The sequence below is a fragment of the Streptomyces sp. NPDC058880 genome, assembly GCF_042742535.1.
Lineage (GTDB): Bacteria > Actinomycetota > Actinomycetes > Streptomycetales > Streptomycetaceae > Streptomyces.
Window position 1 is genome coordinate 69,270 of the sequence record NZ_JBHYMC010000028.1, and the last position, 13,735, is coordinate 83,004.

15 protein-coding genes are annotated in these 13,735 nt (G+C 70.9%); all 15 read left to right on the forward strand.

Features of this window, described 5'->3' with window-relative positions; genetic code table 11:
- Positions 1–59 precede the first annotated feature (59 nt).
- The 15 genes from ACFW2G_RS18235 (at position 60) to nusB (ending at position 13,585) form a co-directional block, all read left to right on the forward strand.
- On the forward strand, positions 60–527 hold the full coding sequence (locus tag ACFW2G_RS18235; RefSeq protein ID WP_078556869.1) for a DUF948 domain-containing protein: 468 nt from the start codon (positions 60–62) through the stop codon (positions 525–527).
- 8 nt (positions 528–535) lie between these two features.
- Positions 536–880 carry a DUF6167 family protein gene (locus ACFW2G_RS18240; RefSeq protein ID WP_037926098.1) on the forward strand — a complete coding sequence of 115 codons (345 nt, stop codon included), beginning with the start codon at positions 536–538 and terminating at the stop codon, positions 878–880.
- Positions 880–3,549, forward strand: a complete 2,670-nt coding sequence (gene alaS, locus ACFW2G_RS18245; protein ID WP_384580445.1) for an alanine--tRNA ligase — start codon at positions 880–882, stop codon at positions 3,547–3,549. Before ACFW2G_RS18240 ends, alaS begins: the two co-directional genes overlap by 1 nt.
- A 2-nt stretch (positions 3,550–3,551) precedes the next feature.
- A complete protein-coding gene (gene ruvX / locus ACFW2G_RS18250) occupies positions 3,552–4,022 on the forward strand; it encodes a Holliday junction resolvase RuvX (protein WP_030028999.1) in 471 nt (156 codons plus the stop codon).
- 129 nt (positions 4,023–4,151) lie between these two features.
- Positions 4,152–5,894: an endolytic transglycosylase MltG gene (mltG, locus tag ACFW2G_RS18255; protein ID WP_384580444.1), complete on the forward strand. Its 1,743-nt coding sequence runs from the start codon at positions 4,152–4,154 to the stop codon at positions 5,892–5,894.
- 6 nt (positions 5,895–5,900) lie between these two features.
- Positions 5,901–6,728, forward strand: coding sequence for a shikimate dehydrogenase (locus tag ACFW2G_RS18260; protein ID WP_037926105.1), 828 nt, complete (start codon positions 5,901–5,903; stop codon positions 6,726–6,728).
- A 115-nt stretch (positions 6,729–6,843) separates the two neighbouring features.
- Positions 6,844–7,035: a hypothetical protein gene (locus ACFW2G_RS18265; protein WP_037926108.1), complete on the forward strand. Its 192-nt coding sequence runs from the start codon at positions 6,844–6,846 to the stop codon at positions 7,033–7,035.
- A gap of 133 nt (positions 7,036–7,168) precedes the next feature.
- The gene (gene aroC, locus ACFW2G_RS18270) at positions 7,169–8,353 is read left to right on the forward strand and encodes a chorismate synthase (protein ID WP_037926111.1); all 1,185 of its coding nucleotides are present in this window, start codon (positions 7,169–7,171) and stop codon (positions 8,351–8,353) included.
- Positions 8,350–8,868: a shikimate kinase gene (locus ACFW2G_RS18275; RefSeq protein ID WP_384453560.1), complete on the forward strand. Its 519-nt coding sequence runs from the start codon at positions 8,350–8,352 to the stop codon at positions 8,866–8,868. Before aroC ends, ACFW2G_RS18275 begins: the two co-directional genes overlap by 4 nt.
- A complete protein-coding gene (gene aroB, locus ACFW2G_RS18280) occupies positions 8,865–9,956 on the forward strand; it encodes a 3-dehydroquinate synthase (RefSeq protein ID WP_384580442.1) in 1,092 nt (363 codons plus the stop codon). Before ACFW2G_RS18275 ends, aroB begins: the two co-directional genes overlap by 4 nt.
- Entirely contained in the window at positions 9,953–10,393 is a 441-nt protein-coding gene (gene aroQ, locus ACFW2G_RS18285; protein ID WP_031150192.1) for a type II 3-dehydroquinate dehydratase, read from the forward strand. The genes aroB and aroQ overlap by 4 nt, the downstream gene beginning before the upstream one ends.
- Before the next feature lie 93 nt (positions 10,394–10,486).
- A complete protein-coding gene (locus tag ACFW2G_RS18290) occupies positions 10,487–11,245 on the forward strand; it encodes an AAA family ATPase (RefSeq protein ID WP_037926117.1) in 759 nt (252 codons plus the stop codon).
- 170 nt (positions 11,246–11,415) lie between these two features.
- Positions 11,416–12,522, forward strand: coding sequence for an aminopeptidase P family protein (locus ACFW2G_RS18295; RefSeq protein ID WP_037926119.1), 1,107 nt, complete (start codon positions 11,416–11,418; stop codon positions 12,520–12,522).
- Positions 12,523–12,581: 59 nt separating this feature from the next.
- Positions 12,582–13,148, forward strand: a complete 567-nt coding sequence (efp, locus tag ACFW2G_RS18300; protein WP_037926121.1) for an elongation factor P — start codon at positions 12,582–12,584, stop codon at positions 13,146–13,148.
- Positions 13,149–13,150: 2 nt separating this feature from the next.
- Positions 13,151–13,585 carry a transcription antitermination factor NusB gene (gene nusB / locus ACFW2G_RS18305; RefSeq protein WP_030965741.1) on the forward strand — a complete coding sequence of 145 codons (435 nt, stop codon included), beginning with the start codon at positions 13,151–13,153 and terminating at the stop codon, positions 13,583–13,585.
- Positions 13,586–13,735: the final 150 nt, after the last annotated feature.

Here is a 13,735-nt window from a genome sequence, read left to right on the forward strand (position 1 = left end):
TCGGGGGACCAGGTGTGGGAATCGCCGGCGGTTCGGCTGAAGACAGAGAGCGGTGTGACGTGTCCGGTGTAGAGGTGGCCGGGATCATCGTGGCCGTCTTCTGGGCCATCCTGATCTCCTTCCTCGCCGTCGCCCTGGTGCGGCTGGCGCAGGTCCTCAGGGCGACCACGAGGCTGGTGTCCGAAGTGACCGACCAGGCCGTACCGCTGCTGGCCGACGCCTCCAGCACCGTCCGCTCCGCGCGCACCCAGCTCGACCGGGTCGACGCGATCGCGAGCGACGTCCAGGAAGTCACCTCCAACGCCTCCGCGCTGTCCTCCACCGTGGCCACCGCCTTCGGCGGACCGCTCGTGAAGGTCGCGGCCTTCGGCTACGGCGTCCGCAAGGCGCTCGGCAAGGGGGACGCCGGGGCCGCGGACGGCGTCCCGTCGAAGGCCGCCCGGCGTACCCGAAGCGGCGCCGGTGGCCGTACTGTGATCGTTGGCCGAACGGTGCCGTCCGCCCGGCGCCGGAAGCAGAAGGACTGAGACCGCCGATGTTCCGCCGAGCCTTCTGGTTCACCGCCGGCGCCGCCGCCGGCGTGTGGGCCACCACCAAGGTCAACCGCCAGCTCAAGAAGCTGACGCCGGAGAGCCTTGCGGCCCAGGCCGCCGACAGGGCCGTGGAGGCGGGCCACCGCCTCAAGGACTTCGCCCTCGACGTCAAAGCGGGAATGACGCAGCGCGAGGACGAGCTGAACGATGCACTGGGGCTCCACCAGGACCCCGACCGGCCCGACAACGTCACCGCCCTTCCCGGGCCGCGGCGCCTGCGGGCCATCCAGAACCACCAGATCGACAACCGACCAGAGCTGTCGTACAACCGGAATGAGGACCACTGATGGAGTCGGCTGAAATCCGCCGCCGCTGGCTGAGCTTCTTCGAGGAGCGCGGTCACGCCGTTGTCCCTTCGGCGTCGCTCATCGCGGACGACCCGACTCTGCTGCTGGTCAACGCGGGCATGGTGCCCTTCAAGCCGTACTTCCTCGGCGAGACCAAGCCCCCGGCCCCCCGGGCCACCAGCGTGCAGAAGTGCGTCCGCACGCCGGACATCGAAGAGGTCGGCAAGACCACCCGCCACGGCACGTTCTTCCAGATGTGCGGCAACTTCTCCTTCGGGGACTACTTCAAGGAAGGCTCCATCAAGTACGCCTGGGAGCTGCTGACCAGCTCCGTGGCGGACGGTGGCTACGGCCTCGATCCCGAGAAGCTCTGGATCACCGTCTACCTCGACGACGACGAGGCCGAGACGATCTGGCGCGACGTGATCGGCGTCCCCGCCGAGCGCATCCAGCGCCTGGGCAAGAAGGACAACTTCTGGTCCATGGGCGTCCCCGGTCCCTGCGGCCCGTGCTCCGAGATCAACTACGACCGCGGCCCGGAGTTCGGCGTCGAGGGCGGCCCCGCGGTCAACGACGAGCGCTACGTGGAGATCTGGAACCTGGTCTTCATGCAGTACGAGCGCGGCGCCGGCGACGGCAAGGAGGACTTCCCGATCCTCGGCGACCTGCCGTCCAAGAACATCGACACCGGTCTCGGCCTCGAACGCCTCGCCATGATCCTGCAGGGCGTGCAGAACATGTACGAGACCGACACCCTGCGCGTGGTCATGGACAAGGCCACCGAGCTGACCGGCGTGCGGTACGGCGCGGCGAAGGACACCGACGTGTCCATGCGCGTCGTCGCCGACCACATGCGCACCTCCGTCATGCTCATCGGCGACGGCGTCACCCCCGGCAACGAGGGCCGCGGCTACGTGCTGCGCCGCATCATGCGCCGCGCCATCCGCAACATGCGCCTCATGGGCGCCACCGGTGCCGTCGTCCAGGACCTCGTGGACGTCGTGATCAACACGATGGGCCAGCAGTACCCGGAGCTCGTCACCGACCGCAAGCGCATCGAGACCGTCGCGCTCGCCGAAGAGGCCGCCTTCCTCAAGGCCCTCAAGGGCGGCACGAACATCCTCGACACGGCCGTCACCGAGACCAAGGCCGTCGGCGGCAAGGTCCTCTCCGGCGAGAAGGCGTTCCTGCTCCACGACACCTGGGGCTTCCCGATCGACCTCACCCTGGAGATGGCCGCCGAACAGGGCCTCTCCGTGGACGAGGCCGGCTTCCGCCGCCTGATGCAGGAGCAGCGCGACCGCGCCAAGGCCGACGCGAAGGCCAAGAAGACCGGCCACGCGGACATGTCCGCCTACCGGGAGATCGCCGACGGCTCCGGCGCCACCGAGTTCACCGGCTACGCCACCACGCAGGGCGAGTCCACCATCGTCGGCCTGCTGGTCAACGGCCTCTCCGCGCCGGCCGCCTCCGAGGGCGACGAGGTCGAGGTCGTCCTCGACCGCACGCCCTTCTACGCCGAGGGCGGCGGCCAGCTCGCCGACCAGGGCCGCATCAAGCTCGACACCGGCGCCGTCATCGAGGTCCGCGACGTCCAGCAGCCGGTCCCGGGTGTCTCCGTGCACAAGGGCTCCGTCCAGGTCGGCGAGGTGACGGTGGGCGCCTCCGCGTACGCCGCCATCGACGTCAAGCGCCGCCGGGCCATCGCCCGCGCCCACTCCGCCACGCACCTGACCCACCAGGCGCTGCGCGACGCGCTGGGCCCGACCGCCGCCCAGGCAGGTTCGGAGAACAGCCCCGGCCGCTTCCGCTTCGACTTCGGCTCCCCGAACGCCGTCCCCGGCTCGGTCCTCACCGACGTCGAGCAGAAGATCAACGACGTGCTCTCGCGCGAGCTCGAAGTGACCGCCGAGATCATGAGCATCGACGAGGCGAAGAAGCAGGGCGCCATCGCCGAGTTCGGCGAGAAGTACGGCGAGCGGGTCCGTGTCGTGACCATCGGCGACTTCTCCAAGGAGCTGTGCGGCGGCACGCACGTCGGCAACACCGCCCAGCTGGGCCTGGTGAAGCTGCTCGGCGAGTCCTCCATCGGCTCCGGTGTGCGTCGTGTCGAGGCCCTTGTCGGCGTGGACGCGTACAACTTCCTCGCCAAGGAGCACACGGTCGTCGCCCAGCTCCAGGAGCTGGTCAAGGGACGTCCGGAGGAGCTGCCGGAGAAGATCGCCACCATGCTCGGCAAGCTGAAGGACGCCGAGAAGGAGATCGAGAAGTTCCGCGCGGAGAAGGTCCTGCAGGCCGCCGCCGGTCTCGCCCAGAACGCCCAGGACATCAAGGGCGTCGCCCTCGTCGTGGGCCAGGTGTCGGACGGCATCGGCGCCGACGACCTGCGCAAGCTGGTCCTCGACGTCCGCAGCCGCATCCCGGGCGACCGTCCGGCCGTCGTGGCCCTCTTCACCGTGGCGAACGACCGCCCGCTGACCGTGATCGCCACCAACGAGGCCGCCCGCGAGCGCGGTCTCAAGGCCGGCGACCTGGTTCGTACGGCCGCCAAGACCCTCGGTGGCGGCGGTGGCGGCAAGCCGGACGTCGCCCAGGGCGGCGGGCAGAACCCGGCCGCGGTCCCGGAGGCCATCAGCGCCGTCGAGCGCCTCGTCGTGGAGACGGTCTGACGATGACACTGCGCCGCGGCCGCCGCCTGGCCATCGACGTCGGGGACGCCCGGATCGGGGTCGCTTCCTGCGACCCCGATGGGGTCTTGGCCACACCGGTGGAAACCGTTCCGGGCCGGGACATCCCCTTCGCCCACCGGCGGCTGCGGCAGCTCGTCGAGGAGTACGAGCCCCTCGAAGTCGTGGTCGGCCTGCCCCGCTCGCTCAGCGGGCGGGAGGGGCCGGCCGCGGCCAAGGTGCGGGCCTTCGCGAACGAACTGGCCAAGGGCATCAAGCCGGTGACGGTTCGTCTGGTGGACGAGCGGATGACCACGGTCACCGCCGCCCAGGGGTTGCGCGCCTCCGGAAGGAACGCGAAGAAGGGCAGGTCGGTCATCGACCAGGCGGCCGCTGTGGTGATCCTTCAGAACGCTCTTGAGACCGAACGGGTATCAGGTAATCCACCTGGTGAGTGCGTCGAAGTGGTTGTCTGATCGCGATACGGTAACGTTCCGCGCGATGAGACGGCATTCGAACAGCCGTCGCCCACCGTCAAAGAGGCGGAACCGGGTGCCGCGGACGAACAGGTCCGTGGCACTGCGTCTCGCGGCTCTAGGGGACCGATGACTGAGTATGGCCGGGGCCGTGGCCCCGAACCCTGGCACCCTGAGGACCCCTTGTACGGGGACCAGGGGTGGACCGGGCACCAGACCCAGCAGGGCCAGGTGCCGTTCACCGGTGCGCCGCAGCAGGAGTACCAGCAGGAGCCCCGGTACCAGGAGCAGTACCCCCAGCAGCCGCAGTACCAGCAGTACCAGCAGTACCCCGAGTACCAGCAGCAGTACGCACAGCAGGAGCCGCAGCAGGGCTATGCCCCGCAGCAGGCGTACGCCCCGCAGCAGACTCAGCACCCCCAGTACGCGCAGCAACCCGTGCAGCCCCAGCAGCCCCAGCAGCCCGTGTACGACAGCCAGGGCTGGGACACCGGCCAGGGCCAGTACACGGCCGCGGTGCAGACCGACCCGTACGCGGGCGCGGACCTCGCGCAGCACCCGTCCGCCGGCTACCCGGGGGAGACGCCGGACCTCTACGGCACGGACGAGGCCTACCCGCCGCCGCAGCCCCCGGGCCGGCGCCACCTGGAGCCGGAGCCGGCCGAGCAGGAGGAGGAGCGCGAGGACGCGCTTGCGGTCGGTGGCGACGGTCGCGACGACGGGGACGGCGACGCGGACGAGCCCTCGGGTCGCCGCGGCGGCCGTTCGAAGGGCGGCAAGCCCAAGAAGCGCAGCGGCACCGCCTGCCTGATCGCGGCCGTGGTCATCCTCGGCGTGGTCGGCGGTGGAGGCTACTACGGCTACACCTACATCAAGGCGAGGTTCGCCCCCGCCGAGGACTTCGCGGGCGACGGCGTCGGCGAAGTGGTCGACGTCGAGATCCCCAAGGGTGCGGGTCTGGGCCAGATGGGCCGCATCCTCAAGCAGGCCGGCGTCGTCGCCAGCGCCCAGGCGTTCGTCGACGCGGCGAAGGCCAACCCCAAGGGCAAGTCCATCCAGCCCGGCATCTACCCGATGAACAAGAAGATGTCGGCCGCGGCCGCCGTCGCGCTGATGATCGACCCCACCAAGCTCAACGTCATCACCGTCACCGAGGGCATGCGCAACACCAAGGTGTACGAGGCGATCGACAAGAAGCTGGGCAAACCGGAGGGCACCACCAAGGAGATCGCCCTGCGCGAGGCCAAGAACATGGGGCTGCCGGCCTGGGCCGGCAACAACCCCAAGCTCATGGACCCGCTCGAGGGCTTCCTGTTCCCGACGCGCTACGACCTCAGCAAGGACAGCACCCCCGAGTCGCTGCTCAAGCAGATGGTCAAGAACGCCTCCGACAAGTACGCGGAGCTGGGCATCGAGGCCAAGGCCAAGGAGCTGGGGCTGGAGAACCCGCTGCAGGTCGTCACGGTGGCCAGCCTCGTCAACGCCGAGGGCAAGAACCACGACGACTTCCGCAAGATGTCCGAAGTCGTCTACAACCGCATGAAGAAGACCAACGACGTCACGAACCAGAAGATCGAGTTCGACTCGACGTACAACTACGCCAAGAACCAGAGCGAGATCAACTTCAACCTCAAGGAAGCGCAGGCGTTCAACAACCCGTACAACACCCACTTCATCAAGGGCCTGCCGGTCGGCCCGATCGGGAACCCGGGCATGGACGCGCTTACCGCTACCCTCAACCCTGACCACGGCGGCTGGATGTTCTTCGTGTCGGTCGACGGCAACACGACGACCTTCACCAAGACCTACGACGAGCACCTCAAGCTGGTCGCCGAGTTCCAGGAACGGCAGAGGCAGAAGAACGGCGGGTAGCAGGACATGACACGGATACGGGCCGCGGTGCTGGGTTCGCCCATCGAGCATTCGCTCTCACCGGTGCTGCACCGTGCCGCGTACCAGGAGCTCGGCCTCGCCGACTGGTCGTACGACCGCTTCGAGGTCGACGAGGCCGCGCTCCCGGACTTCTTCTCCGGGCTCGGCCCCGAGTGGGCCGGGCTGTCGCTGACGATGCCGCTCAAGCGGGCGGTCATCCCGCTGCTGGACGGGGTCAGCGACACGGCGGCCTCCGTCGAGGCGGTCAACACGGTCGTCTTCACCGAGGACGGCCGGCGCCTGGGCGACAACACCGACATCCCCGGCATCGTCGCCGCGCTGCACGAGCGCGGGGTCGACAAGGTGCCTTCGGCCGCCGTCCTCGGTGCCGGGGCCACCGCCTCCTCGGCGCTCGCCGCGCTGTCGCGGATCTGCACCGGCGAGGTCACGGCGTACGTCCGCTCGCGGGCGCGCAGCGACGAGATGCGGCAGTGGGGCGAGCGGCTCGGCGTGGCCGTCCGTACGGCCGACTGGTCCGAGGCAGCCGGTGCGCTGGAGGCGCCCCTGGTCATCGCGACCACCCCGGCCGGCGCCACCGACGAACTGGCCGCCGCGGTCCCGGACGCACCGGGCACCCTCTTCGACGTCCTCTACGACCCCTGGCCCACGCCGCTCGCCGCCGCCTGGTCGCAGCGCGAGGGGAACCTCCTGGGCGGTTTGGACCTGCTGGTGCACCAGGCGGTTCTCCAGGTGCAGCAGATGACCGGCCGCTCCCCGGCGCCGCTCGGGGTGATGCGGCGGGCGGGCCTCGCGGCCCTCTCCGGATCCTCTTGAGGCACCGGGGCAGCAGCGCTCTTCCCGCCCGCGGAGTGATCTTGGCGGAATCTCACCTACTGATCGGTAATATCGCCCGTTACCCTGTCCACCTGCACTTTTACAGGGGGTTGGGATGGACGGGACGGATACGGATCAGGCGCTCGCGTCGAAATGGGACATCCCCGTGGTGCTGTACGGCGTGATCAGAGTGGCCTTCGCCGACCTGCCGATCTGGGCCAAGGGCCTGGTTTTCGCGCTCGTGGGGTTCCTCGGTGTCTGGACGGCGGCCACCTGGTTCCGTGGGCGCCGCAGCCGGGTCCGCTGACCAGCGGGGCGTCCGACAGCTGGACCGGGGCCCGTGAAACCGTTCCGGACATGGGAGGATTCGGGTGAGGCGGGTCCGGGCCGCGCACCCGATCGCGCCGTCGCAGTACCAGGCGCGAGCATGAGGAGCATCGTTGAGCAGGTTGCGTTGGCTGACCGCAGGAGAGTCGCACGGACCGGCACTGGTCGCGACGCTGGAGGGTCTTCCCGCCGGCGTCCCGGTCACCACCGAGCTGGTGGCCGATCACCTGGCCCGGCGCCGGCTCGGCTACGGCCGCGGTGCCCGGATGAAGTTCGAGCAGGACGAGATCACCTTCCTCGGCGGCGTCCGCCACGGCCTGTCCCAGGGCTCCCCGATCGCGGTCATGATCGGCAACACGGAGTGGCCCAAGTGGGAGACCGTCATGTCGGCCGACCCGGTCGACCCCTCACTCCTCAAGGACACCGGCCGCAATGCGCCGCTGACCCGTCCGCGCCCCGGCCACGCCGACCTCGCGGGCATGCAGAAGTACGGCTTCGACGAGGCCCGGCCGATCCTGGAGCGCGCCAGCGCCCGTGAGACCGCCGCGCGCGTCGCCCTCGGCGCCGTCGCCCGCTCCTTCATCAAGGAGGTCGCGGGCATCGAGATCGTCTCCCACGTCGTCGAGCTGGCCTCGGCCAAGGCCCCCTACGGAGTCCTGCCCACTCCCGCCGACGTCGACAGGCTCGACGCCGACCCGGTCCGCTGCCTCGACGCCGACGCCAGCAAGGCGATGGTCGCGGAGATCGACCAGGCCCACAAGGACGGCGACACCCTCGGCGGCGTCGTCGAGGTCCTCGCCTACGGCGTCCCCGTCGGACTCGGCTCGCACGTCCACTGGGACCGCCGGCTCGACGCACGCCTCGCCTCCGCCCTCATGGGCATCCAGGCCATCAAGGGCGTCGAGGTCGGCGACGGCTTCGAGCTCGCCCGCGTGCCCGGCTCGAAGGCGCACGACGAGATCGTCTCCACGCCCGAGGGCCTCAAGCGCACCTCCGGCCGCTCCGGCGGCACCGAGGGCGGTCTGACCACCGGCGAACTGCTGCGCGTCCGCGCCGCGATGAAGCCCATCGCCACCGTCCCGCGCGCGCTGGCGACCGTCGACGTCGCCACCGGCGAGGCCGCCGTGGCCCACCACCAGCGCTCCGACGTGTGCGCCGTGCCGGCCGCCGGCATCGTCGCCGAGGCGATGGTGGCCCTCGTACTGGCCGACGCCGTCGTCGAGAAGTTCGGTGGCGACTCGGTCCCCGAGACTCGCCGCAACGTCCAGGCCTACCTCGACCACCTGCAGATCCGGTGACGGCCGCACCGCTCGTCGTCCTCGTCGGGCCCATGGGCTCCGGCAAGTCCACGGTGGGGGCGCTGCTCGCCGAGCGGCTCGGCGTCCCCTACCGGGACACCGACGCGGACATCGTCACGGCCCAGGGCCGGCCGATCTCCGACATCTTCGTCGATGAGGGCGAGCCGTACTTCCGCCAGCTGGAACGGCAGGCCGTCGAGGCCGCTGTCGCCGAGCACACCGGAGTCCTCGCCCTCGGCGGCGGCGCCGTGCTCGACGAAGGCACCCGCGCACTGCTGACCGGCCTGCCCGTCGCCTATCTGTCGATGGACGTGGAGGAAGCCGTGCGGCGCGTGGGCCTGGGCGCCGCCCGCCCGCTGCTGGCCGTCAACCCGCGCCGCCAGTGGCGCGAGCTGATGGAGGCCAGGCGCCCCCTCTACACCGAAGTCGCACGCGTCGTCGTGGCCACCGACGACCGCACCCCCGAAGAGGTCGCCCAGGCGGTCCTCGACGCTCTGGAGTTGAAGGACGTATGACAGACCAGGTGACGCGGATCCACGTCGGCGGAAGCGCCGGCCATGACCCGTACGACGTGCTGGTCGGGCGGCAGCTGCTCGGCGAGCTCGGCTCCCTGATCGGTACCAGGGCCCAGCGGGTCGCCGTGATCCACCCCGAGGCCCTCGCCTCGACCGGTGAGGCGCTGCGCGACGACCTCGCCGACCAGGGCTACGAAGCGGTCGCCATCCAGGTGCCGAACGCCGAGGAGGCGAAGACGGCCGAGGTCGCCGCCTACTGCTGGAAGGCGCTCGGCCAGTCCGGCTTCACCCGCACCGACGTCATCGTCGGCGTCGGCGGCGGAGCCACCACCGACCTCGCGGGATTCGTCGCGGCCAGCTGGCTGCGCGGCGTGCGCTGGGTCGCCGTTCCGACCACCGTCCTGGCGATGGTCGACGCGGCCGTCGGCGGCAAGACCGGCATCAACACCGCCGAGGGCAAGAACCTGGTCGGCGCCTTCCACCCGCCGGCCGGGGTGCTCTGCGACCTGGCGGCGCTGGATTCGCTGCCGGTCAACGATTACGTCAGCGGCCTCGCCGAGATCATCAAGGCCGGATTCATCTCCGATCCGGTGATCCTCGACCTGATCGAGGAGGACCCGCAGGCGGCCCGTACGCCCCAAGGTCCGCACACCGCCGAGCTGATCGTGCGCTCCATCCGGGTCAAGGCCGACGTCGTCTCCAGCGACCTGAAGGAATCCGGGCTGCGGGAGGTGCTCAACTACGGCCACACCCTCGCGCACGCCATCGAGAAGAATGAGCGCTACAAGTGGCGGCACGGTGCGGCCGTTTCGGTGGGCATGGTCTTCGCCGCCGAGCTCGGCCGGCTCGCCGGCCGCCTCGACGACGCCACCGCCGACCGGCACAGGGCGGTCCTCGCCTCCGTGGGGCTGCCGCTGACCTACCGCGGCGACCAGTGGCCCAAGCTGCTCCAGACCATGCAGGTCGACAAGAAGTCCCGCGGCAACCTGCTGCGCTTCATCGTCCTCGACGGTCTGGCCAAGCCGACGGTCCTGGAGGGCCCCGACCCGGCGCACCTGATCGCCGCCTACGGCGAGGTGTCGGCGTGAGCCGCCGCGTGCTGGTGCTGAACGGCCCGAACCTGGGCCGTCTCGGCTCGCGCGAGCCCGACGTGTACGGGGCGACCTCGTACGCGGGACTGGTGGACAGCTGCCGGTCGCTGGGCGAGGAGCTCGGTTTCGACGTCGAGGTCCGCGAGACCAACGACGAGGGCGAGATGATCCGCTGGCTGCACGAGGCCGCGGACGGAAAGCTCCCCGTGGTCATCAACCCGGGGGCCTTCACCCACTACTCGTACGGCATGCGCGACGCCGCCGCGCAGCGCACGGCGCCGCTGATCGAGGTGCACATCTCCAACCCGTACGCCCGCGAGGAGTTTCGGCACACCTCGGTCATCGCCGCCGTGGCGACCGGGACCGTGGCCGGCTTCGGGATCGGCTCCTACCGGCTGGCGCTGCGTGCACTGGCGGACGAGATCGACGCCTGACGCACCGGCCCGGCAGCCTGGTGGACGGCCGGGCCTCCGCGGTCATATAACGTTCTCGCATCAGTCGCAGGAACGAGACGAAAGTGGCAGCGGATGCACCAAGGAGTGGGTGGCGGGGGCTGGGGGCAGCCGGGGCAGCGTCCTTCGGCGCCCCCGCAGCCGCCCATACCCCCGGCTCAGGGCTGGCCGGGTTCGCCCCCGCCGCCGTCCCAGCACCCGGCCCCGCCCCAGGTGGCGCCCGTTCCCGAAGCCACCGGGCACATCCCGCTGCCGCCCGCGGTGGCGGGAACCGGCGGCGCCGTGCTCGCCGTCCTGCTGATCGGGCCTGCCGGCGCCGGGAAGACCACCGTGGCCCGGCACTGGGCCAGCACCCGGCCCGTGCCGACCGCCCACGTCAGCCTGGACGACGTGCGGGAGTGGGTCTGCTCCGGCTTCGCCGACCCGCAGGCCGGCTGGAACGAGCACTCCGAGGCGCAGTACCGGCTCGCCCGCCGCACCTGCGGCTTCGCGGCCCGCAACTACCTGGCCAACGGCATCTCCTGCATCCTCGACGACGCCGTCTTCCCCGACCGGCCCGTGGTGGGGCTGGGCGGTTGGAAACGCCACGTCGGTCCGACACTGCTGCCGGTCGTGCTCCTGCCCGGCCTGGAGATCGTCCTGGAGCGCAACGCCGAACGCTCCGGCAACCGGCGGCTCTCCGACGAGGAGGTCGCCCGCATCCACGGCCGGATGGCCGGCTGGTACGGCTCCGGGCTGCCGATCATCGACAACTCCCATCTCGACGTCGAAGGCACCGCCCGCGCCCTCGACGAGGCCCTGGCCAGGGCCATGCCGGCACCCGGCGGCTGGTAGCCCCGGCGGAGGCGGACGCCCCGGGAGGGAAAGGGCCGGGAGCCGGGCCGCGGGCCCGCTCGGGCGCCCCGGCGGGCCGCTCGGGCCGACCCGCCGGCATCGGGCCCGCCTCGCCTCGTCCGGACGCGCTCGCCGGGCCGGATCCGCGGGGCGCTCGTAGGCTCGAAGACATGTCAGACGTGTACGCCGCCCGTCGGGGCCTGCTCCGCGACCGATGCGCCGCCGCGGGGAACGCCGCCGCGCTGATCACGCGTCCGGCGAACGTCCGCTACCTCTCCGGGGCGTCACCGCTCGGCGCCGTACTCCTCGTCGGCCCGGCCGAGGACGCCCTGTTCTGCGTCGGAGCGCCCACCGGCGAGGCCGACGAGGGCCGGCTCGACGAACACCTCCGGGTCACCGTGCTGGCCGCCCGCGGCGGGGATCCCGCCGTCGCCGCGGCCGACGCCGCCGCCTCCGTCCGCGCCGACTCGCTCGCCGTGGAGGAGCACCACCTCACCGTCGCCCGGCACCGGGCCCTGCGCTCCGTCGCGCCCAAGCTCCGCCTGGCCGACCTCGGGACCGCCGTGGAGCAGCAGCGCCTCGTCAAGGACGAGGGGGAGATCGCCTGCCTGCGGATCGCCGCGGAGATCGCCGACCAGGCCCTGGGCGAGCTGCTGGAATCCATCCTCGTCGGCCGCACCGAACGCCACCTCGCCCTGGAGCTGGAGCGGCGGCTCGTCGACCACGGGGCGGACGGCCCGGCCTTTCCGACCTCCGTCGGCACCGGCCCGCACTCCGGGCGATCCCGGCACCGGCCGTCCGACCGCAGGGTGGAGGAGGGAGACTTCCTCTCGGTCTGCCTGGGCGCCAACTACCGCGGCTACCGGTGCGAGATCGGCCGGACCTTCGTCATCGGCACCACCCCCGCCGACTGGCAGATCGAGCTCTACGACTGCGTCTTCACCGCTCAGCGGGCGGGACGCGAGGCGCTGCTGCCGGGCGCCGCCTACCGCGAGGTCGACCATGCGGCCCGGTCCGTACTGGACGCCGCGGGGCACGCGGAGGCCCTCGCCCCGTGGACGGGACACGGCGTCGGCCTCGAAATCGACGAGGACCCGCAGCTTGCACCTACGGCAATGGGTAAACTGGACGCTTGCGTGCCGGTCACCGTCGAACCGGGGGTTCACCTCCCGGGCCGGGGAGGTGTCCGGATCGATGACACGCTCGTCGTACGCCCCGAGGCGGACGGCGGTCCCGAGCTACTCACCATTACGACCAAGGAGCTGCTCGCACTCTAGCCCGCACTGCCGGGTGGTGCGTGCACCCGTGGTCTTCCAGTGCAGGAGATTCCGCAACCGTGGCTTCCACGAACGACCTCAAGAACGGCATGGTGCTCAAGCTCGACGGTGACCAGCTCTGGTCCGTCGTCGAGTTCCAGCACGTCAAGCCCGGCAAGGGCCCGGCCTTCGTGCGCACCAAGCTCAAGCACGTGCTCTCCGGCAAGGTCGTCGACAAGACCTTCAACGCCGGCACGAAGGTCGAGACGGCCACCATCGACCGCCGTGACATGCAGTTCTCGTACATGGACGGCGAGTACTTCGTCTTCATGGACATGCAGACCTACGACCAGCTGATGGTCGACAAGAAGGCCGTCGGCGACGCCGCCAACTTCCTCATCGAGGGCTTCACCGCCTCCGTGGCGCAGCACGAGGGCGAGGTGCTCTACGTCGAGCTCCCGGCCGCCGTCGAGCTCGTCATCCAGCACACCGACCCGGGCGTCCAGGGCGACCGCTCCACCGGTGGCACCAAGCCCGCCACGCTGGAGACCGGCCACGAGATCCAGGTCCCGCTCTTCGTCAACACGGGCGAGAAGGTCAAGGTCGACACCCGCACCAGCGACTACCTCGGCCGGGTGAACAGCTAACCGTGGCTGCCCGGAGCAACGCGCGCAAGCGCGCCTTCCAGATCCTTTTCGAGGCCGACCAGCGCGGGGTGTCCGTCCGCGAGGTCCTCGCGGACTGGATCCGCCACGCGCGCTCGGACGACCGGCAGCCGCCGGTCAGCGCCTTCACGATGGATCTCGTCGAGGGGTACGCCGACAAGGTGAACCGCATCGACGACCTGATCGTCACCTACGCCGTGGACTGGGACCTCGACCGGATGCCGGCCGCGGACCGGAACATCGTGCGGCTCGGTGCCTACGAGCTGATCTGGGTGGACGACACCCCGGACGCCGTGGCCATCGACGAGGCCGTCCAGCTGGCCAAGGAGTTCTCGACGGACGAGTCGCCCTCGTTCGTCAACGGGCTGCTGGCCCGTTTCAAGGACCTGAAGCCGAGCCTGCGGCGCAGCGAGAGCTGACCGCACGCCGCCCCACAGCAGCACCGGCACCGCCTTTCGGAAGGGCCCGCAGCACCTGTGCTGGGGGCCCTTCCGTTGTCGGCGCCGCCTTTCCGGCCGTCGCCGCGGGGGAGAAGAAAAGCCGGTGGCCGCCGGACCCCTGTGGGGGTC

Coding starts and splice junctions, on each gene's coding strand:
- ACFW2G_RS18240 (WP_037926098.1), top strand. CDS start 536: ATGTTCCGCCGAGCCTTCTGGTTCACCGCCGGCGCCGCCGCCGGCGTG.
- alaS (WP_384580445.1), top strand. CDS start 880: ATGGAGTCGGCTGAAATCCGCCGCCGCTGGCTGAGCTTCTTCGAGGAG.
- ruvX (WP_030028999.1), top strand. CDS start 3,552: ATGACACTGCGCCGCGGCCGCCGCCTGGCCATCGACGTCGGGGACGCC.
- mltG (WP_384580444.1), top strand. CDS start 4,152: ATGACTGAGTATGGCCGGGGCCGTGGCCCCGAACCCTGGCACCCTGAG.
- ACFW2G_RS18260 (WP_037926105.1), top strand. CDS start 5,901: ATGACACGGATACGGGCCGCGGTGCTGGGTTCGCCCATCGAGCATTCG.
- ACFW2G_RS18265 (WP_037926108.1), top strand. CDS start 6,844: ATGGACGGGACGGATACGGATCAGGCGCTCGCGTCGAAATGGGACATC.
- aroB (WP_384580442.1), top strand. CDS start 8,865: ATGACAGACCAGGTGACGCGGATCCACGTCGGCGGAAGCGCCGGCCAT.
- ACFW2G_RS18290 (WP_037926117.1), top strand. CDS start 10,487: ATGCACCAAGGAGTGGGTGGCGGGGGCTGGGGGCAGCCGGGGCAGCGT.
- ACFW2G_RS18295 (WP_037926119.1), top strand. CDS start 11,416: ATGTCAGACGTGTACGCCGCCCGTCGGGGCCTGCTCCGCGACCGATGC.